General features: G+C 67.9%; 20 protein-coding genes. 12 read left to right on the forward strand and 8 right to left on the reverse strand.

Annotation, left to right across the window (positions count from 1 at the left end; genetic code table 11):
* Positions 1 to 220: 220 nt before the first annotated feature.
* A complete protein-coding gene (locus FGL98_RS11365; RefSeq protein ID WP_146316886.1) occupies positions 221 to 3,070 on the reverse strand; it encodes an FAD-binding and (Fe-S)-binding domain-containing protein in 2,850 nt (949 codons plus the stop codon).
* A 7-nt stretch (positions 3,071 to 3,077) separates the two neighbouring features.
* Here FGL98_RS11365 and FGL98_RS11370 point away from each other — a divergent pair, with 7 nt between their 5' ends.
* Entirely contained in the window at positions 3,078 to 3,782 is a 705-nt protein-coding gene (locus FGL98_RS11370; RefSeq protein WP_222432127.1) for a GntR family transcriptional regulator, read from the forward strand.
* Between the two features lie 9 nt (positions 3,783 to 3,791).
* On the opposite strand, the gene FGL98_RS11375 is transcribed toward FGL98_RS11370, so the two are convergent.
* Complete coding sequence (locus FGL98_RS11375; protein WP_146316888.1) at positions 3,792 to 4,586, reverse strand: IclR family transcriptional regulator; 795 nt, start codon at positions 4,584 to 4,586, stop codon at positions 3,792 to 3,794.
* A 96-nt stretch (positions 4,587 to 4,682) separates the two neighbouring features.
* Here FGL98_RS11375 and FGL98_RS11380 point away from each other — a divergent pair, with 96 nt between their 5' ends.
* Together FGL98_RS11380 and FGL98_RS11385 are read left to right on the forward strand one after the other, a co-directional pair.
* Positions 4,683 to 5,948 carry a hydroxyacid-oxoacid transhydrogenase gene (locus FGL98_RS11380; protein WP_342779969.1) on the forward strand — a complete coding sequence of 422 codons (1,266 nt, stop codon included), beginning with the start codon at positions 4,683 to 4,685 and terminating at the stop codon, positions 5,946 to 5,948.
* 9 nt (positions 5,949 to 5,957) lie between these two features.
* Entirely contained in the window at positions 5,958 to 7,310 is a 1,353-nt protein-coding gene (locus FGL98_RS11385; RefSeq protein WP_146316890.1) for an MFS transporter, read from the forward strand.
* Positions 7,311 to 7,417: 107 nt separating this feature from the next.
* Here FGL98_RS11385 and FGL98_RS11390 read toward each other — a convergent pair whose 3' ends face one another.
* Both FGL98_RS11390 and FGL98_RS11395 read right to left on the reverse strand, forming a co-directional pair.
* Complete coding sequence (locus FGL98_RS11390; protein WP_146316891.1) at positions 7,418 to 8,062, reverse strand: HAAS signaling domain-containing protein; 645 nt, start codon at positions 8,060 to 8,062, stop codon at positions 7,418 to 7,420.
* Positions 8,063 to 8,064: 2 nt separating this feature from the next.
* On the reverse strand, positions 8,065 to 8,400 hold the full coding sequence (locus FGL98_RS11395; RefSeq protein ID WP_146316892.1) for a PadR family transcriptional regulator: 336 nt from the start codon (positions 8,398 to 8,400) through the stop codon (positions 8,065 to 8,067).
* 308 nt (positions 8,401 to 8,708) lie between these two features.
* Between FGL98_RS11395 and FGL98_RS11400 the strand changes: the two genes are divergently transcribed.
* Complete coding sequence (locus FGL98_RS11400) at positions 8,709 to 9,878, forward strand: pyridoxal phosphate-dependent aminotransferase (RefSeq protein WP_146316893.1); 1,170 nt, start codon at positions 8,709 to 8,711, stop codon at positions 9,876 to 9,878.
* A 7-nt stretch (positions 9,879 to 9,885) separates the two neighbouring features.
* Here the strand turns inward: FGL98_RS11400 and FGL98_RS11405 are convergent, their stop codons facing one another.
* Positions 9,886 to 11,466 carry an amino acid permease gene (locus FGL98_RS11405; protein WP_222432128.1) on the reverse strand — a complete coding sequence of 527 codons (1,581 nt, stop codon included), beginning with the start codon at positions 11,464 to 11,466 and terminating at the stop codon, positions 9,886 to 9,888.
* Between the two features lie 270 nt (positions 11,467 to 11,736).
* On the opposite strand from FGL98_RS11405, the gene FGL98_RS11410 reads away from it, so the two are divergent.
* From FGL98_RS11410 to FGL98_RS11425, 4 genes are all read left to right on the forward strand, one after another.
* Positions 11,737 to 12,210, forward strand: coding sequence for a hemerythrin domain-containing protein (locus FGL98_RS11410; RefSeq protein WP_146316894.1), 474 nt, complete (start codon positions 11,737 to 11,739; stop codon positions 12,208 to 12,210).
* Positions 12,211 to 12,262: 52 nt separating this feature from the next.
* Complete coding sequence (locus FGL98_RS11415; protein WP_146316895.1) at positions 12,263 to 12,733, forward strand: hypothetical protein; 471 nt, start codon at positions 12,263 to 12,265, stop codon at positions 12,731 to 12,733.
* A gap of 95 nt (positions 12,734 to 12,828) precedes the next feature.
* Positions 12,829 to 13,038, forward strand: coding sequence for a CsbD family protein (locus FGL98_RS11420; RefSeq protein WP_146316896.1), 210 nt, complete (start codon positions 12,829 to 12,831; stop codon positions 13,036 to 13,038).
* A gap of 96 nt (positions 13,039 to 13,134) precedes the next feature.
* The gene (locus tag FGL98_RS11425; protein ID WP_146316897.1) at positions 13,135 to 13,710 is read left to right on the forward strand and encodes a peroxidase-related enzyme; all 576 of its coding nucleotides are present in this window, start codon (positions 13,135 to 13,137) and stop codon (positions 13,708 to 13,710) included.
* A 23-nt stretch (positions 13,711 to 13,733) separates the two neighbouring features.
* Here the strand turns inward: FGL98_RS11425 and FGL98_RS11430 are convergent, their stop codons facing one another.
* Positions 13,734 to 13,928: a hypothetical protein gene (locus FGL98_RS11430; RefSeq protein WP_146316898.1), complete on the reverse strand. Its 195-nt coding sequence runs from the start codon at positions 13,926 to 13,928 to the stop codon at positions 13,734 to 13,736.
* A gap of 176 nt (positions 13,929 to 14,104) precedes the next feature.
* Here FGL98_RS11430 and FGL98_RS11435 point away from each other — a divergent pair, with 176 nt between their 5' ends.
* The 4 genes from FGL98_RS11435 (at position 14,105) to FGL98_RS11450 (ending at position 16,532) form a co-directional block, all read left to right on the forward strand.
* Positions 14,105 to 14,560, forward strand: coding sequence for a hypothetical protein (locus FGL98_RS11435; RefSeq protein WP_146316899.1), 456 nt, complete (start codon positions 14,105 to 14,107; stop codon positions 14,558 to 14,560).
* 114 nt (positions 14,561 to 14,674) lie between these two features.
* A complete protein-coding gene (locus FGL98_RS25415; RefSeq protein WP_186526111.1) occupies positions 14,675 to 15,073 on the forward strand; it encodes a hypothetical protein in 399 nt (132 codons plus the stop codon).
* Positions 15,074 to 15,247: 174 nt separating this feature from the next.
* Positions 15,248 to 15,664: a DoxX family membrane protein gene (locus FGL98_RS11445; protein WP_146316900.1), complete on the forward strand. Its 417-nt coding sequence runs from the start codon at positions 15,248 to 15,250 to the stop codon at positions 15,662 to 15,664.
* A 73-nt stretch (positions 15,665 to 15,737) separates the two neighbouring features.
* On the forward strand, positions 15,738 to 16,532 hold the full coding sequence (locus FGL98_RS11450; protein WP_146316901.1) for an exodeoxyribonuclease III: 795 nt from the start codon (positions 15,738 to 15,740) through the stop codon (positions 16,530 to 16,532).
* A gap of 54 nt (positions 16,533 to 16,586) precedes the next feature.
* On the opposite strand, the gene FGL98_RS11455 is transcribed toward FGL98_RS11450, so the two are convergent.
* A complete protein-coding gene (locus FGL98_RS11455) occupies positions 16,587 to 18,128 on the reverse strand; it encodes an aldehyde dehydrogenase family protein (protein WP_146316902.1) in 1,542 nt (513 codons plus the stop codon).
* On the reverse strand, positions 18,125 to 19,723 hold the full coding sequence (locus FGL98_RS11460; RefSeq protein ID WP_146316903.1) for a GMC family oxidoreductase: 1,599 nt from the start codon (positions 19,721 to 19,723) through the stop codon (positions 18,125 to 18,127). Before FGL98_RS11460 ends, FGL98_RS11455 begins: the two co-directional genes overlap by 4 nt.
* Positions 19,724 to 19,840 lie beyond the last annotated feature (117 nt).

Raw genomic sequence — 19,840 nt, forward strand, 5'->3', positions numbered from 1 at the left:
TCAAACCCGCGGTGGTGGCAGTGTTCACCGGCCCTTGCTCACGGTTCCCGTTGATCCAGGTTGATCCGTGACCTCGCAGCCACGGATCAACCCAGAGGGAGATCGTCAAGCCGACGAACATGAGTAGTTCGTCGCCCACTCGCCGGCGGATTGGTACTTCCGCGAACGACTTTTCCCAGGAGGGCAGAACGGTCCGATGCGCTGGACGCAGGGGGACGGGCTACTCCGCTGCCTCCAGCAGCTGCGCGAGGTGTATTCCGCGCCGCTGGGTCAGGTCGGCCAGCTGCGTCCTGCAGGAGAAGCCGTCGGCAAGGATCGTGTCGTCCGCACCCATCGACCGGACCGCGGGGAGCAGATCGTGCTCTGCGACCTTCACGGACACGTCGTAGTGGCCCAGCTCCACCCCGAAGTTGCCGGCCAGGCCGCAGCAGCCGCCCAGCCGGGTCACCTCCGCACCCGCGCGGCGAAGCAGCTCGGCGTCCTTGGACCAGCCCATCACCGCGTGGTGATGGCAGTGCGGCTGGGCCACGACCCGGCGTCCGGTCAGGTCCGGCGGTTCCCATCCCGGCGTGCCGGACAGCAGTTCGGCCACCGTGAGCACCCGGCGGCTGACCGCGGTCGCCTCGGGGCCGGTGACAAGCTCTGTCAGCTCGTGGCGCAGCACCGCGGTGCACGACGGCTCCATGCCGACGATGGGCAGTCCGGCGGCTGCCGGGGCGATCAGCTGCGCCACGGTGGCCGCCAGGATGCGCTGCGCGGCGTCCAGCTGGCCGGTGGAGATCCAGGTCAGGCCGCAGCACGCCGCCTCGGGTGTCGTGACCGGCTCATATCCGGCATCTCGCAGCACCGAGACGGTTGCTTGACCGACCTCGGGGGAGAAGTGGTCGGTGAACGTGTCGACCATCAGCAGCACCTGCCGTCCGTGGATCGCATCCGGGTCGAACGGCCGGACACCATTGCGTGCAGCCCACTGTCGAAAGCTCACCGGCGCGAACTGCGGTAAGGAGCGACGCGGGTCCACGCCCGCGGCCTTCTTCAGCAACGGGATCCTGTCACCGACCCGAAGCACAACGTTCGCGAACCGTGGGAGCTGGCCGGCGAGGCGCGCCCACCGGGGCAGTCGACCGAGCACGTAGTGGGACCGCGGCCGGATCCGACCGCGGTAAGACTGGTGCAGCACCTCGGACTTGTAGGCCGCCATGTCCGTCCCGGTCGGGCAGTCCGAGGCGCAGCCCTTGCAGGAGAGGCACAGATCGAGAGCCTCGTGCACCTCCGGCGCACGCCAACCACCTTGCACGAGTGTGCCATTGATCATCTCCTGCAGCACTCGGGCGCGGCCTCGTGTCGAGTTCTTCTCCTCGCCCGTCGCCAGGTAGGACGGGCACATGACTCCACCGGTCGCGGTGTTGTCCGCGCGGCACTTGCCGACACCGGTGCAGCGATGGACGGCCTGACTCAGGTCGCCGCCGTCCTTCGTCCAGGAGAAGGCCAGCTGCCGCGGTGGGACCGGCGGTGCGGGAAAGCGAAGGTCTGCATCCAGCGGCGCGGGATCGACCAGCACCCCGGGGTTGAGCAGGTCCCGCGGGTCGCAGATGCGCTTGACCTCGCCGAAGAGGCGAAGCGCTTCGGCGGGGTACATCAGGGGCAGGAGCTCGCTCCGGGCTCGCCCGTCACCGTGCTCACCGGACAAGGAACCGCCGTATCGTGACACCAGCTTCGCGGCGTCGATCATGAACGCCCGCAGCACCTGCGACCCGTCGGGTCGATCCATTGGCAGGTCGAGGCGGACATGCATGCAACCGTCTCCGAAGTGTCCGAAGGGTGAGGCCGTCAGCCCGAACTCGTTCAGCAGGAGGTCGAAGTCCCGCAAATAGGAGCCGAGCGACTCGGGGGGAACGGCGGCATCCTCCCAACCCGCATGCGCCGGCCTGCCGGCGGGTGACCGTCCGGCAAGTCCCGCGCCATCCGCCCGGATTCGCCAAAGAGCGGCCGCCTCGCCGGGGTCGCTCACGATCCGGGTCTGCAGGGCCCCCGCCCCGCTGTCCGCCGCTAGAGCCTGCGCCCGCTCGGCGACCTCGCCGGCCGCGCCACCAGTGAGCTCCACGAACAGCCACGCCGCCCCGGACGGCAGGACGGGCACCGCGTCGGCGCCGCGGCGCTCGCGGACGACGTCGACGAGTCGGGCGTCGAGTCCTTCACACGCAGTTGGTCGGTGCCGCAGGATCATCGGCGCGGCGTCTCCGGCGGAGGCGATGTCGGCATAGCCGAGCGCCACCATGACCCGGTACGCGGGGTCACGCACCAGCCGGACCGTCGCCTCGGTGATCAGCCCGAGGGTGCCCTCGGTGCCAACCAGGAACCGCGCGAGGTCGAAGCCGCGCTCCGGCAGGAGATGTTCCATGCTGTAGCCGGACACCTGGCGGCCGAAGCGCCCGAACGACGTGCGCATGGTCTCCAGGTTCTGGGCGACCAGATCGTGCAGGGCACGACCTTCGACGTCGACCGGCCGCTTGCCGCGCGCGCCGGGCTGCACCGCGGTCAGGTCGAACATGGTCCCGGTCCCGAAGACACCTTTGAGCCGCTCCACGTTGTCGACCGTCCGCCCGTAGCCCAGGGTCCGCGACCCGCAGGCGTTGTTGCCCACCATTCCACCGATGGTGCAGCGCGTGGACGTGGAGGGGTCGGGGCCGAACCGCAGGCCGTGCTGCGCCGCCGCATCCTGCAAGGTGGCCTGCACGCAGCCGGGCTGGACCACGGCCAGGCCGGCCGCTGGGTCGATCTCAAGGACGCGGTTCAGGTGGCGCGACAGGTCGAGCACGAGCCCGGCACCCACGGCGTTGCCGGCCACCGAGGTGCCGGCACCGCGCGCGGTGACCGGCACGCCGAGTTCGCCGGCCACGTGGAATGCGGCGACGACTTCCTCGGACGTGCGGGGAAATGCCACCCCTTGTGGGGGAATCCGATACAGCGAGGCATCGGAGGAATAGGCGGCCGCTGTGGTGGTGTCGTCCGCGACCTGTGAGACGCCGGCAGCGCGGAGTCGAGAGAGGAGTTCAGTCACGTGTAACATGTTACTCATGGTCAATCACGCGAGTGCAACCCTTGCCGAAGAGGTGGCGGCCCAGGTCCGGTCCTGGATCCGGGACGGGACGCTGCTGCGCGATGAGCTGTACTCGGTCCAGCAGCTGGCAGATCGCTTCGAGGTGTCCCGTAGCCCGGTGCGTGAGGGGTTGCTCGCCCTGGCGGAGTCAGGTCTGATCGAGTTCACTCGGAACCGTGGATTTCGTATCGTGGTGCCCGGCGCACGCGACGTGGCCGAGATCTTCGCGCTGCGCCTGGCGCTGGAACCGGCCGCGGCGCGGCGCGCGGCGGCCGTCCGCAGCGTGGCAGGCGTCGACCGGTTGACCGACGCCGTGGACGGGATGACCCGTGCCGCCGGCCAGGACGATTCAGCCGCATTCGCTCAGCACGACCAGGCGTTGCACCACGAGATCATGCGGATCGCCGGCAATGGCCGCGCAACGGCGGTCATCGAGGAGCTTCGCGACGTGACCCGAGCCCTGGGGCCCTCGACAATGGGCCGCTCACGCTCACTGACCGACATACTCGGTGAACATCAGCCATTCGTGGATGCCATCGTGGCGGGAAATGCCGCACGCGCCGAGATGTCGATGCACCGGCACCTGGTCGCGACCGGGCGGCTGCTGGTGCAGCAGTGCTGGGAGGACGGGGACAGCGCGGCCTTTGAGGTGTGGGAGGACGTCGTCGACGAGGACAGGTGACTCAGTGACTCAGTGGCTCAAGGAGGTGTCGTCCGGCACGACGTGCGACACCTCGGCGGCTGTGTCGATCACCAGAGGCCCGAGGGCTGCCACCCGGTCGCGGCGCATCCGCACAGCGGGGGCCTGCAGCACGATCGCCGCGTGGGCATGTCCGGACTCGTCCAGCACCGGTGCACCCACGCATCGCACGCCCTCGACGTTCTCCTCCACGTCCACCGCGTAGCCGCGCCCGCGGATCTCCTCCAGCTGCTGGATCAGTTGACCCCGGGTCGCCAGGGTCCCGGGCGCGACGGGGTCAAGCCGCTCCGGCAAGGCCTGCAGGTAGCCCTCCGGCGCCTCGCCGAAGGCAAGAATCACCTTGCCCGACGCGGTGCTGTAGAGCGGGAACCGTGCGCCGATGGTCTGCTCGAACCGCAGGGGGAGGGTCGACTGCACCCGCAGCAGCACGACCGACTCCGGCCCCTCGCGGATGCTCAGGTTCACCGACTCCTTGGTCTGGCGTGCCAGCTCGCGCATGGCGGGCAGGGCCTTGTCCAGTCCCAGCACGCGCTGCGCGGCCTGGCCGAGCAGCGCGGTGCGGGCGCCCAGGTGGTAGGCGTCCGTGACGGGATTTCGTCGGATCATTCCCTCGGCCGCGAGCGCCTTGGCCATCCGGCTCGTCGTTCCCGCGGTCAGGCCGGTCTGGCCGGCCAGCTGCGTGATGGTCAGCTCGTCGTGCTCGGAGAGGGCCAGCAGCAGGCCCAGCGCGCGCTGGATCGCCTGAGTGCCGCCGGGATGGGCTGGCGAGGGCTTGGCCGAGGTCATGACCCCGAGCCTACTGAAAATGACATGCGACGAACTCTTGTGAGGCACCTCACATATCTATAGTGTGGCGGTAATCACCACATTATGGAGGACGATATGCAGACCATGAACGAGTCCGTGTTCACCTGGGCGGCGCCGCCGCTCAAGTTCGGCGTCGGCGCGCTCGACGAGATCGGCGCTGAGGTTGGCTCCCGCAAGGCACGGTCCGCGCTCGTGCTGACCGACAAGGGTGTCGCGGAGACCGGCATACCGGCCCGCGTGCGCGCATCGCTGGAGGCCGTCGGCATCGAAACGGAGGTCTACGACCGCGTCGGTGTGGAGCCCACCGACGACTCGATCGCCGAGGCGGTCGAGTTCGCCCGGGCGCGCGACTGGGACTGCTTCGTGGCGGTCGGCGGCGGATCGTCGATCGACACGGCGAAGGCCGTGAATCTGCTGACGACGCACGACGGTGACCTGCTGGACTACATCACCCCGCCGATCGGTCAGGGACGGGTGCCCACGAACCCCCTCAAGCCGTTGATCGCGGTGCCGACCACCGCTGGCACCGGGTCGGAGTCGACGACGATCTGTGTGGTCGACCTGCTCTCCATGCACCTGAAGGCCGGAGTCAGCCACCCCGCGCTGCGGCCGGTCCTGGCGATCGTGGACCCCACCACCACGATCAGCTTGCCGACGGAGGTCACTGCCGCGAGCGGTATGGATGTGCTGTCCCACGCTCTGGAGAGCTACACGAGTGTGCGGTTCGACGCGAAGCCCGCCACGGCCGACCCGATGGCGCGCCCGGCGTTCTGCGGGGCCAACCCGATCAGTGACGTCTGGTGCGAGATGGCGCTCAAGCTGGTAGGTGCAAACCTGCGGCGAGCCGTCATGAACGGCCGCGACCTCGAGGCTCGCACGCAGATGGCGCTGGCATCGACCTACGCCGGAACGGGTTTCGGCAATGCCGGCACCCACCTGCCGCACGCGAACGCCTACCCGATCGCCGGCGCCGTCAAGGGCTACAAGGCCGCCGGCTACCCGGAGATGCCGATGGTTCCGCACGGGCAGGCCGTCTCGGTCACGGCGCCGCAGGTCTTCAACTGGACCTATCCGGGCGACCCGGAGCGCCACCTTCGGGCGGCGGAGTTGCTGTCCGGGCGCACGTTCACCACCGTCGACGGGGCCGAGGCGTTGGCCGGCACCCTTCGCGACCTGATGTCCGATATCGGGATCCCCACCAGCCTGAGCACGTTCGGCTACGTCGAGTCCGACATCGATCTTCTTGTCGCCGGTGCGATGAAGCAGAGTCGTCAGCTCTCGGTCGTCCCACGTCCGGTCACCGCCGAAGCACTCGGCGACATCTTCCGGGCATCCTTCTGAGGAGCTGACATGGCTGATCTCGGCACGACCAAGTCAGTGGACAAGCCGCCGGACCGGCGACAGCTGCGCACGGTGCTGCTGTCCTGCGTCATGGGGACGACCATCGAGTGGTACGACTTCTTCCTCTACGGAGTGGCCGCGGGTCTGATCTTCAACAAGCAGTACTTCCCCAGCCATGACCCGGTGGTGGGCACCCTGCTCGCCTTCGCGACCTTCGCGGTCGGTTTCGTCGCGCGGCCGATCGGCGGCCTGATCTTCGGTCACATCGGTGACAAGGTCGGCCGCAAGAAGAGCATGGTCATGACGATGATGATCATGGGCGTCGCAACCTTCCTGATCGGCTGCATCCCCACCTATGCCACGATCGGCGTAGCAGCCCCGATCATCCTGGTGGTGCTGCGGGTGTTCCAGGGACTTGCCGTGGGTGGCGAGTGGGGCGGCGCGGTGCTGATGTCCGTCGAGTACGCGCCGAAGGGGCGGCGCACCCTCTTCGGGTCCGTGCCACAGATGGGCCTTGCCGTCGGGTTGATGCTCGGCACCGGAATCTTCGCGTTCATCGGCGCGATCATGAGCGACTCCTCCTACACGGCCTGGGGCTGGCGCATCACCTTCTGGCTGAGCCTGCTGCTGGTAGTCGTCGGGATGATGATCCGGCTCAAGGTGATGGAGTCCCCGGCCTTCATCAAGCTGGAGGAGCGCCAGGAGCGCTCGCAGATCCCGGCGCGAGACCTGGTGGCCAGTCCCACCAACCGTCGGAACCTGTGGCTTGGCATGGGTGCTCGCTGGGTCGAGGGCGTGGCGTTCAACGCCTGGGCCGTGTTCTCGATCTCCTATGCCTCGGGCACCCTGCATCTGAAAAGTGGGCCCGCTCTCATCTCGGTCATGATCGGAGCCGCTGCCCTGCTCGTCTTCATCCCGGTCTGGGGCTACCTCGGTGACCGGTTCACCAGCAGGCGGACGTATCTGCTCGGAGTGGTTCTCGCGACGATCGCTCCGTTCATTGCCTTCCCCCTCATCAACACGGGCAACGCGGTGCTGCTCGGCGTGGGCATCGTGCTGGCACTGGGGATTCTCTACCCCGTGCTGTATGCCCCGGAAGCCGCGTTCTTCGCGGACCTCTTCCCGGTGAACGTTCGCTACACCGGCATCTCCGTCGTGTACCAGATGTCGGGCATCGTGGCCTCGGGTCTGACACCGCTGGTCCTGACGTTCCTGCTGGATCGAGCAGGTGGCGGGGTGTCGTTGATCATCGGCTACTTCGTGATCACCGGCGTCATCAGCGCGGTGTGCACGCTGATGATTCGTCCGCAGTCGCCGGCCCGAACCAAGCGCACCCGGATCGAATCGGCACTGACCGTGTAGGCCGGTCCCCGGCATCGACGTCGCAGTATTCCGCCCGAAGTCGCGAAATACGCCCGGATAATGACATCTCGAGGGCGCGAAGGTGGGCTGCACGTGACGGGACCGGACTATGCGGTGCGGCGGGCGTGGCGGATGAGCCAGAAGGTGCTGAACAGCGGTCCGCCGACCGTGATGATCAGGAGCACGATGATCAGGATCGTCGACCAGATGCCGGGCCCGCCGGTGGTGGTGCATTGCTGCACGACCGTGGCGGCGCTGGATGGGGTCGGCGCCGACACGGAACCGCAACTGGCGTCTTCGGTCGTGCTGGCGAAGAAGGTAGCCCCGCCGCCCAGCAGCACCGGGGCGAACAGGCCGCCGGGCACCAGTAGGGTGCCGATGAGCTTGTCCCTGGTGCGCCAGGCGGTCGAGGTCCACAGCAGCACCACGCCGACGAGCCAGCCAACGAACGGCACGACGACCCCGCCGACGAGCAGCAGCACGATCGCGATGACATCGCGGGCCGCGATCCGCGACCTGTCTGGCGGCAGCTCCGCGCGGGCCGCCTCGGCGATCTCGGTGGGTGTGCCGAGGTGATCCAGAATGGTGGCGATCACCGCCGGCGACTGCTCGGGCGCGTCGGCCAACGCCGCGTCGATGTGTGCGCTGATGTCGCGGAGGATCTCCCGGCGGCGAGCACGCGGTAGGTCGTGCAGCGCCCGATCCAGTTCGTCCAGGTAGTGGTGCACGCTGGGTGCGGTCAGATTCGACATGGTCACTGCTCCTCGGTCAGCACGCGGTCCACCGCGTCCCGGAAGATGCCCCACTGGTCGGTGAAATGCCGGACCGCGGCGTCACCGCGACGGGTCCGACGGTAGTAGCGCCGCGGAGGACCGGATGCGGACTCCCGCCAGGTCGACTCGACCATCCCGTCTCGGCGCAGCCGGGCCAGCAGTGGATAGACGGTGCCCTCGCTCGTGACCAGTACGCCGTCGGCGCCCAGCTCGGCGATCAGATCCCCGGCATACCGCTCACCGCCGTGCAGCGCCGCCAGCACGCAGAACTCCAACGTTCCCCGCCGCAGGTGAGTGAGCAGCTGCCCCGCTTCCATGTGTCACATAGTACTAGGTGACACCTACTCGTCAAGCCCGCGAGACGGGCCGCCCGCGCCATGGCCACCGACCGGCAACGCATGGCGGGTACCGCTCGGCCTTGACGGGTGTCCGGCCCCGAACACCATTGCCGGTCGCATGCCGCCGCCGCGAACCCGGCGCCGGACGGTGCCGGCTATACGGTGGACCGGGTAGGCCAGGATCCCGATGATGGTGGGTTGTTCGCCGCGGATCTCCATACACAGAGTCAGAGACATCTCAGGGCCGGTTTCGGCGGCGGAATCGGCACGGATCGGGAGACCGCGCAATGACCACAGCACACAGAGTCGACGAGATCGTGCCGTCCGGCATCAGGGCCCTGATGATGATGGCGGCGCAGGCGGAGCGCAGGGGCGCCAGCGTGATCCACATGGAGGTGGGCCAACCATACTTCGACACGCCCGCCCACATCAGATCGGCTGTCGCCGAACGGCTGGGCTCACACCTGCCCGGCTACACCCCCAACATCGGGCTCCTCAGCTTGCGCGAGGCAGTGGCGCGCAGAGTCGCCGAGCGAAACTCGATCTCGGTCTCCGTCGACAACGTGTGCATCACCTCCGGCGCCGTCATGGGAGTGGCGCTCGCGGTCCAGGCGTTGGTGAACCCCACCGACGAAGTGCTCGTGCCCGACCCCGGGTGGCCGAACTATCGTTCTGCGGTGACGGTGGCCGGGGGCACGGCAGTGAGCTATGCCCTCGAAGCATCCCGAGGCTTCTCGATCGACGTTTCCGCACTGGAGCGACTGATCACGGACCGCACCAAGCTGATCGTGGTGAACTCACCGTCGAACCCCACCGGCGCGGTCTTCGACGCACAGGCCATGCGGGACCTGTCCGACCTGGCCGAACAACGGGGCATCTACCTCCTGTCGGACGAGATCTACGAGGACCTCGTCTTCGAGGGCCGCCATCACTCCATTGTGCAGTTCGGGCTCACCGACCATGTCCTCATGCTGTCCGGGGTGTCCAAGTCGTATGCCATGACGGGCTGGCGGCTGGGCTGGCTGGTGGCCGGTGAACCAGTCATCCAGGCGGCCGCCAAGCTCGTCGAACCACTCACCTCGTGCCCGGTGACCGTATCCCAAGTCGCGGCCGAGGTGGCGCTGACCGGTCCGCAGGACTGCGTCGAGTCGATGCGGGGCAGCTATGCCCAGACGCTCAGGGTCGTGGTCGATCTGCTCGGCCCCACCGGTCTGCTGGCCGTCGAGCCCCAGGGGGCGTTCTACGTGCTGGTCGACATCAGCAGCTCCGGGCGCAGCTCTGCCGAGTTCGCCGAAAGCCTGCTCGCCGCCCAGGGTGTAGCGGTGGCCCCGGGATCGACCTTCGGGCCCTTGTCCGATCGATACGTGCGGCTGTCCACCGCGCTGCCCGCGGACGCCGCCGCCGAGGGGTGCCGGCGAATCCTGGCTCACCTGGACGACCTCAGGCGCTCCGCGTAGCGGTGCCTCAGAGGGTGGCCTCAGGCCGCTTGTGGTGCCGCATCAGGCTTGTCCTCCGTGTGGCCGTGGTCTTCAGGTCGCTCGGCGACATCAGCGCGAGGGCGGGATCGTCGAGCGGGTTCGAGGCTCCGACCTTGACCGCAGCAGGAGGCACGGACACGGCCGGTGATGCCTCGGGTGAGGTCCCACCCCCAGTCGGGGTCTCACCGCCGCGCCCGCGGCGCTGCATACGCACCTTGATCTCGTAGGCGATCAGCGTCACCACCAGGGTGACGATGCTGAGCCAGAACTCGTTGCGCGTGTTGGGGTCGAACGCCATCGCGAGGATAATGGCCGCCATGGCGGCAATCGTCGCGTAGGACAGGCCGGGGAAAAGCCACATCTTCAGGGTCAGCGAGCCGGGGTCCTCGCGCTCCAGTCGGCGCCGCAGCACCACCTGCGACATGGCGATGGCGAGATAGACAAAGAGCGCGACCGCGCCATACGAGTTGACCAGGAAGTTGAAGACCAGATCCGGCGAGGTGTAGGCAGCGATGACGGACACGTAGCCGACCGTGGTCCCGGCGATGATCGCCTTGCGCGGCACCCCGGACTTGGACAGGCGGGTGAAGAACTTCGGCGCATCGCCGTTCCGGGTCAGGGCGAAGAGCATCCGCGATGACGTGTAGAGCGACGAGTTCAGGCAGGAGAGCACCGCGGTCAGGACGATGATGTTCATGATCGTCTCGACGCCGGGCACGTTCAGCTGGCCCAGCACTGCTGCATACGGACTGACACTGACGTTCTTGGCGTTCCAGTACTGCACCGACACGACGACGAAGATCGAGCCGACGTAGAAGGTCATCACGCGCAGGACGATCGTCTTCATGGCCCGGGCGACCGCGGCCTTCGGCTCGGCCGACTCCGCGGCGGCGATCGTGACGATCTCGGCGCCGGTGTAGAACGCGATGCAGGGCACGACGGCCGCCAGCACAGCGCCCCAGCCCATCGGGGTGAACCCGCCGTGCGCGACGAGCTTGGACAGACCCGGCTCGGAGTGCGGCCACAAGCCGGTCAGGTAGAGCACGCCGGCAGCCAGGAAGAGGGTGATCGCGATGACCTTGATCGAGGAGAACCAGTACTCGAACTCGCCGTAACTGCGGGCCGAGACCATGTTGGTGCCCGTCAGGACGACCAGGAGCCCGAAGCTGAGCACCCAGAGCGGCACGCTCGGGACCCAGAGTTGCAGGATGCGCCCGCCCGCCACGGCCTCGACCGCGACGACAATGACGAAGAAGTACCAGTAGAGCCAGCCCACGGTGAAACCGGCGCGATCCCCCATGGCCTGCCGGGCATAGACGTAGAAGGAACCGAGCGCGGGACGGGCCACCGCCATCTCCGACAGCATCCGCATGACGAGCACCATGATCACTCCGCCGACGGCGAACGAGACGACGGCTCCTGGCCCGGCCGACTGGATGACCACGCCACTGCCGACGAAGAGACCCGCGCCGATCACTCCGCCCAGGGCGATCAGATTCATGTGGCGCTGTTTGAGCCCTTTGCCGAGCCCGGACTCCTCAGCCGATTCGATCTCGTCCGTGTGCATGTGCCCTCCGTGCTGGTCGACGACCCGCGCTCGTTCGCGCGTTGTAGGTGATGTGATTCCCCTCACGTCGGGGCCTCAGGCAACCGTAGAACCCGATGGCTGGCATTCTGAGTGCCAGTTTCACGTCGCTTGAGGGAGCCAGCAGTAGCGGTGCGCGCTGTGGATCGTTCGCACGGCGAGTGCGCAATTGCACGGGCGGGAACCGGGTAGTATTTACTACATCGAGTCGTATTTACTGAAGGACTCCACGGTGAGTTCAAGGAGATGCTGATGGAGCAGGGCATGCTGGCCGCCGCGCTGGAGCGCGAACATCACGAGATCGACGGTGGCATCGAGACCTTCGTCGCGGCGATGTCGGAGGAAGGCCTCGACACGTCGCCCCTCACCGCTGCCATGGAGGGACTGCGGCGGCACATCTACCTCGAGGAGGAGTTCGTCTTCCCGGCGCTGCGCGCCGGCGGGATGGTCGCCCCGGTCTTTGTGATGCTGCGGGAGCACGGGCAGCTGTGGGCGACCCTCGATCTGCTTGCCATGCAACTGAAAGAGGACCCCAGGTCCAGTGTGGTTTACGAACTGTGTGACCAGCTGCTCGGTCAGTTGGATGCGCACAACACGAAGGAGGAGCCGATCATCTACCCGCAGGTGGATGCCGCCCTCGACGACGCCACGACCGCACGGCTGACCGACTTCCTGGACTCGGGGAGTATGCCGGATGGTTGGGTGTGCGAGCGCACCGGCGCCTGAGCTCGACCTCCGTCTCGCACCCGTCCAGCATCTGACACACCTGGAGCACGCCATGCCCCACGCCGCCCGCGCGATCCTGCTCGGCCTTTTCACGCTCTCGTCGGCGATCTGGGTCGGTGGTTATGTCGCCATCGCCGTGGTGGCAAGAGTCGCAGTGACCACCCTGAACGCCCCCGCGAAAGTGGCCTTCTTCCGGGCGCTGGGTCGCACCTATGGCGTGGTCGCCAGTGTGGCCCTGGTCGTGATGCTGGGGACCGGCGCCGGCCTGATGACGCAGATCCACTGGGGCGGGACGGCATACGCCACCGCCGGCCTTGCCGTCCTGCTCGTGGTGGTGACCGTCGTGGGCGTGGCGCAGGCGCGCCGGATGACCCGCCTGCGACGCGCACTGCTCGATCGCCCGACCGATGAAGCCCTGGCCGCCCGTATCGACCGCGACGCGCGGGCGGCCGCCTGGTTGCGGGCGCTGATCGGCCTGCTCACGCTGGTGCTGATCGCCCTGGGTTCCGCGCTCGCCGGCTGAGATCTGCGCCGCCGACCCGCTCCGAACTGGATCTTGGGCCGAATGCGGGGTAGGAATGAAGCGACCGTTTGCTCAACAGCAAGGAGCGCAGAAGCATGGGCATCAAGGAAAACCTCTCGAACCTCATGAACAAGGGCAAGGGCAAGGCCCAGGAGTCCGCCGGCAAGGCGACCGGTGACCGGGACCAGGAAGCACAGGGGCGGGCAACGCAGACCGAGGCCGGCGTGAAGCAGGCCGGAGAGAACCTCAAGGACGGCGACATCAAGGGTGCCGCCAACGAGGCCAAGGACGCGTTCGACAACTAGTTCGCAGCGCACCGGCATACCCGGCGCGGAGGCGGTGGCCACCCAGGTGGTCACCGCTTTGCTGTCCTACGGGCGAGACTGTGCAAGGCTGCGGGTATGCAGCCGCGCTATCCCTATGCTGAACTCGCCGAGGTGCCGCAGGACATCCGCGAGATCATCCTCGAGGTCCAGGAGAAGTCAGGTTTCATCCCGAACGTGTTCCTGCTGCTGGCTCGTCGGCCGGCGGAGTTCCGTGCGTTCTTCGCCTACCACGACGCGTTGATGGGGCGAGAGGAGTCACACCTGAGCAAGGGCGATCGCGAGATGATCGTGACCAGCATCTCCGGGGCCAACAGCTGCACCTACTGCGTCGTCGCGCACGGTGCGCTGCTGCGGATCTATGAGAAGAAGGCGTTGGTCGCCGATCAGGTCGCCACCAACTTCCGGACGGCGGACATCACCGCACGGCAGCGCGTCATGCTGGAGTTCGCGCACAAGGTCAACGCTTCCAGTGACGAGGTCGACGACGCCGACTTTGCGGCCCTACGCGCGCATGGCTTCGACAACGAGGACGCCTGGGACATCGCGTCGATCACCGCGTTCTTCGGGCTGAGCAACAGGGTCGCGAGCACGACCAGACTGATGCCGAACGTCGAGTTCTACCTGATGGGGCGGGTGCCGAGACAGAAGTAGCCCACGGTCGGCCGCCCGGTGGGTCAGGTGGAGGGCAGGCGCTTGTCCACGGCGTTGACGAGCGTGTTCTGCAGGCTGGCCGGCACCGTGGCCGCGATGTCCTCGAAGGTCACCCGTGCCCGGACGGTGCCGCGCGAAAGATAGGTCGGCTGCAGGTACAGGGTTGCCGTGTGCCCGTTGGCGCTCAGCTTGATCGATGCCCCGATCGAGCCCTCCACGCTGGCCGGCTGGCCCGCTGCTGGGCCCCTGGTGGCCGTGACCGCAATGTCCCCGATCGAGCCGCCCGCAGGGGGCGCTGTCCTTCAGTTGCGTGCGCATCGCCGTCGCGAGGCAGGTTTGCAGCTTCTTGGGGTTGTTGAATGCGTCTCGATGCTGGGTGATCGGGTCGTCGGACGTGAAGCTGTCGGCACCTGAGGAGATGGGCGCGTGGCCCTTGTTGAAGTCGTCCGACGTGGCTGTCCCGACCTTGTCGGCGGAAGTGTCCTTCAGGCCGATGCAGGTGTCGACCGCCGCACCCGAAGTCGGGTCGTCGCTTTCGGTGTTGGTGGCTGGCTCCCACCCGCTCGGCAGGTCGGAGTCGACAAGCAGCATCGTCTTCAGCGCGGCCCGATGCGGTGCACCCGCAGACTCTGGTGACGCCGAGGCCGGTGACGTGTCGCTGACGGACGGTGCCGAGCCCGCTGCCGATGCCGCAGCCGAGTTCGACGTAGGGGCAGCGGGTTTGGTTGCTCCACTCGGAGCGCCGCCGGAGCATCCGCAGAGGGCGACGGTGGCCAAGATCGTGGTGACAGCGCAAGGGCGCGAGGTCGCCGATCCAGGTTGCTCACAGAAAAACCGTACCTGGCAGTAAATCCGGCGATCTGTTCAAGCTCTGAGCCCCCACCCACGCCTCATCTGTGGTTATCTTCAAAAGGCGGCAATGACGCCGCCAAACCGAGATCACCGAGCACTTCAAGGAGTGAGCATGGGCTTCGAGGACGAGAACCAGCAGAACAACGACAACGGTCAGGGCGGCCAGCAGGGTGGCGACTCCGGCGGCTTCGGTGGTGGCGGTGACCAGGGCGGCCAGCAGGGTGGCGGTCAGGGTGGCGACTCCGGTGGCTTCGGTGGTGGCGGTGACCAGGGCGGCCAGCAGGGCGGCGGCGGTGACCAGGGCGGCCAGCAGGGCGGCGGTGGTGACCAGGGCGGCCAGCAGGGCGGCGGTGGTGACCAGGGCGGCCAGCAGGGCGGCGGTGGTGACCAGGGCGGCCAGCAGGGCGGCGACTCCGGTGGCTTCGGTGGTGGCGGTGACCAGGGCGGCCAGCAGGGCGGCGGTGGTGACCAGGGCGGCGACCAGGGCGACAACGAAGGCGGCGGCTTCTAAGCTGCCTGCTTGCAGCAGCGGCCGGTGCGGACACTGTTCGCGCCGGCCGTTTGCCGCGCCGTCCCTACAGGCGAGTTGCCGGCCTGCGGACTGGCCGGATTACGGCACGGCGGAGCACAATGAGGAAGTAGTCAACAAATCAACTATTGCGGTGGCCACACCGTTGGAGGCGTCATGAAGTTCCGTAACCTACCCACGCGAGTCGCGACCGGCGCCTACATTCTGCATTCCGGATTGAGCAAATGGGATGGCGACGAGGAACAGGCTCAGGGCTTGCACGGGATGGCGGCGGGCGCCTACCCCTTCCTGCGCAGCATGAAGCCGACAACCTTCCTCAAGGCTTTGTCGGTGGGTGAGATGGTGACCGGCGTCCTTCTGCTGACGCCGCTGGTCCCGGCAAAGATCGCCGGCGCAGCGCTGACCGGATTCTCCGGCGGCCTGGTCGGCATGTATGCGCGCACACCGGCCCTGCGCGAGCCGGGCAGCATGTGGCCGAGCCAGCAGGGCACCGCCATCAGCAAGGACGTCTGGATGCTCGGCATCGGAACCGGGCTGCTGATCGACGCGCTGGGCCGCAGACGAGGCGACTGACGTCGATCCGCCAGGGCGCCCTGACCGGCGACCCGGGCCGTCAGCCGATGGGGGCGTCGTCGACAATGGCGTGATGCGACTCATCACGGCCAATGTCAATGGCATTCGGGCGGCGGCTCGCCGTGGGGGACTGGAGTGGCTCGCCGCGCAGAACGCCGATGCGATCGCCGTGCAGGAGGTTCGCGCGAGCGACGAGCAATTGGCCAAGGCGCTGGCCGGGACCGAGCTGACCACCTGGAACCTCGCGCATGCCCCCTCGGATGTCGCCGGGCGGGCCGGCGTTGCGGTGCTGAGCCCGCACCCGGTCACCGCGCGCGAGTCCGGCCTGCACGACCACGAGCGCGGCGGGCGCTGGCTGGAAGCAGTCGTCGAGCCGGAGGGCGGTCACTCGGTGACGGTCGTGTCCGCATACGTCCACACCGGCGAGGCGGGCACCGCCAAGCAGCAGGAGAAGTATGCGTTCCTGGAGGCGATCACCGCCCGGCTTGCGCTGCTCAAGGAGCACGAGTCTGTCGTGCTGACCGGTGACCTCAACATCTGCCATCGCGACCTGGACCTGAAGAACTGGAAGGGCAACCGCGGCAAGGCGGGGTTCCTGCCGCAGGAGCAGGCCCACCTGTCCGGCTGGTTCGACGACGGCTGGGTGGACGTGCTGCGCACGCAGGCGGGGGAGGTCGACGGCCCCTACACCTGGTGGTCCTGGCGTGGAAAGGCCTTCGACAACGACGCCGGTTGGCGCATCGATTACCAGATCGCCACGCCCGACCTGGCCGTCGGCGTGCGGCAGGCGTGGGTCGGGCGAGCGGCGACCTACGCGCATCGATGGAGTGATCACGCGGCCGTCGTGGTCGACTACGACCTGCCCTGACTCACCTTCCGCGACACCTCCCTCCAATCGGGCAGGGGTAGCGGCCGATGCTGACTAGCGGCGGAGCCTGATCGGATTCGGCAGCCTCGCGGCGACCTTGCCCAGCGTCCCGTCGCTGGTGCCGAACTGGTTCGCCCGCCCGTGCAGCGCGGTGATCAGCTGGGTGAAGGCGGAGTCCTCCTTGACCCCCCGCTGGAACGTCGTGACATTCAGCACCGCCCGCATGCGCTTCTGGGCGATCGCCTTGGGGTTGGTGAACTCCTTCAGTCCGTCTTCACCGTGGATGCGCCCGAACCCGGAGTCGCCGACCCCGCCGAACGGCAGGGCGGGGATGCCGGCGAACGTGATCACGCCGTTGACGGCTGTCATTCCGGACCGCAGCCGCCGCGCCAGCTCCATGCCGCGGGCCTTGGAGAACACGGTCGATCCCAGGCCATAGCTCGTCGCATTGGCCAGCTCGATCGCCTCGTCCATTGACGACACGCGCGCCACCGTGACCGTTGGGCCGAACGTCTCCTCGGTGACGGCGCTCGAGTCCTCCGGCACGTCGACCAGCACCGTCGGCTGGATGTAGCGGTCCGTGACCGAGTCCAGACCGCCGACCACGGCTCGACCACCGCGCGCCAACGCGTCCGAGATGTGCCGTCGGATCACCTCCGGCTGGGTGCCCAGCGTCATCGGGCCGTATGCCGTGTCCGCCCCATCGTGGCTGTGCACCTCACGTGCCAGCTCGCTCAGCCGGGCGAGGAAGTCGTCATACACCTGCGCGTGCACATAGACCCGTTCCACGCCGATGCAGGTCTGGCCGGCGTTGGAGAACGCGCCCCATACGGCGGCGTCGGCGGCGGCCTCGACATCGGCATCGGCGTCGACGATCAGCGCGTCCTTGCCGCCGGCCTCGATGACCACTGGAGTCAGATGGTCCGCGCATGCCGCCATCACCTTCTTGCCGGTGCTTGCCGAACCGGTGAAGGCCAGCTTGTCGACGCCGCTGTGGCACAGGGCCGCGCCGGTCTCGCCGAACCCGTGCACGACCTGCAGCAGGTCGCGGCCGGGCGCGACCTCCGCGAGGCTCTCTGCAAGCCAGGTTCCCACCGCCGGGGTGAGCTCGCTCGGCTTGAAGACCACGGCATTGCCGGCCGCGAGTGCGTAACCGATCGAGCCCATCGGGGTGAAGACCGGGTAGTTCCACGGCCCGATGACGCCGACCACACCGCGCGGGAGATACTCCACGGTCGCGGACTGATTCATCATCAGCAGCCCGGATGACACCTTGTGCGGCCCGAGGATCTTCTTCGCGTGCCTGGCCGCCCAGGCCAGGTGATCCACCGCCAGCCCGATCTCGAGGACCGCGTCGGCATGCGGCTTGCCGGTCTCCTCGTGGACCACGGCGGCCAGCTGGGCCATCCGCCGGGTAATGACCCCGCGCCAGTTGTCGAGGACCTGCTGGCGGCCGTCGAAGCCGAGGTCGGCCCACCACGTCGAGGCTGTACGCGCCCGTGCGACAGCCGCATTCACTGCAGCCGCATTGTCAACAGGGTAGGTGGCCACGAGGTCCCCAGTGGCTGGATTGTGGGACTGCAGCATCTGCGTCATCGCTTCTCTCCCTCGGCTGCGCGGCCGCGCAGCAGGTCTGCTGCCTTCTCGCCGATCATGATGGTGGGTGCGTTGGTGTTGCCGCGTGGCACGACCGGCATCACGGAGGCATCGGCGACGCGGAGGCCTTCGATGCCGCGCACTCGCAGCTCGGGATCGACGACGGACTGCTCGCCCTGCCCCATCGCGCACGTGCCCACCGGGTGATACAGGGTCTGGGTGAACCGGCGAATGTGCTCGATCAGCTCCTCGTCGGAGGGATGGCTGGTCTCGGGCGCCCAGGGGCCGTCCAGCAGGTCGGCGAAGGGGCCCCGCTCGGCCATCTCGATGAGCTGAGTGCAGCCGGCAACCATGGCATCCAGGTCGGTGCCGTCGTCGTAGTAGCCGGGGTCGATGTCCGGATGCCAGGTTGGGTCGGTCGACCGCAGTCGCAGCCGGCCTCGGCTGGCGACGCTGACCAGGGTCGGTGCGACGGTCACCCTACGAATGGAAGGTTCGTGCAACCCGTTGTCGTAGAAGCCCGTTGGCGCCATGTGCACCTGAATATCGGGCGCGGGAAGTCCGTCGCGGCTGGCGAAGAATGCGCCGGCCTCGCCGACGTTGGACACCAGGGGCCCGGTGCCGGTGGCCTTTGCCCGGCCGAAGTTGAGCAGCGTGTTGAGCTCGGCCAGGTCGGTGGTGTCACGAGTGCGCCAGATCAGCGGAACGGCGGGGTGGTCGTGCAGATTCTGGCCCACCCCGGGTAGGTCGTGCACCACGACGACACCGACATCGCGCAGGTGCGCGGCCGGGCCGACCCCGGAGAGCATCAGCAGCTGAGGAGAGTTGACCGCGCCACCGCTCAGGATGACCTCGGCATTGACCTGCGCCGTGCGGTCGCGACCGCCCTGGCGATAGGCGACCCCGACGGCGCGGCCGTGGTCGATCTGGATGCGTGAGACGAGCGAGCCGGTGCGGACCGTGAGGTTCGGGCGGGTCCGGGCCGGCTGCAGGTATGCCTTGTCCACCGACCAGCGGTGCCCCTTGTGGCAGGTGACCTGATAGAGCCCGGCCCCTTCCTGACTCTCCCCGTTGAAGTCGTCGGTCGCCTTCAGGCCCGAGGCGACAGCCGACTCCACCCACGCGTGACTGAGTGGGTGCGTGTACCGCCGGTCCTCCACCTGTAGCGGGCCGGACAGGCCGTGATATGGAGCACCGAGGCGTGAGTTCGACTCGGCACGCATGAAATACGGGAGCACATCGGCATACCCCCAGTCGGTCGCTCCGTTCGCGTCCCGCCAGCCGTCGTAGTCCGCTCGGTTGCCTCGGATGTAGATCATCGCGTTCATCGAGGAGCAGCCGCCCAGTGCTCGCATCCGGGGCCAGTAGGTCGGCCGGGAGTGCAGCTGCTTCTGCTCGGAGGTCGTGTAGTTCCAGTCCCACTGGGTCTTGAAGAGGGTGGAGAAGGCGGCGGGGATGCTGATCTCGTCGGCATTCGCCTCGCCGCCGGCCTCCAGCAGCAGCACGCGGGTGCTCGGGTCCTCGGTCAGGCGCGCGGCGATCACGGCTCCGGCGCTGCCGGCGCCCACGACGACGTAGTCGAACATCTCGGGCATGGTGGACCTCCGGGTGCGTATCGGATCGTGGGCTGAGCGTATCCGCGCTGACTGTGTTCTCGGGCCATTCCGCGATGAGGATTCTGGCGTACTGCAATGGGTTCCGAGTGCAATAAT

The organism is Leekyejoonella antrihumi, from assembly GCF_007845645.1.
Lineage (GTDB): Bacteria > Actinomycetota > Actinomycetes > Actinomycetales > Dermatophilaceae > Leekyejoonella > Leekyejoonella antrihumi.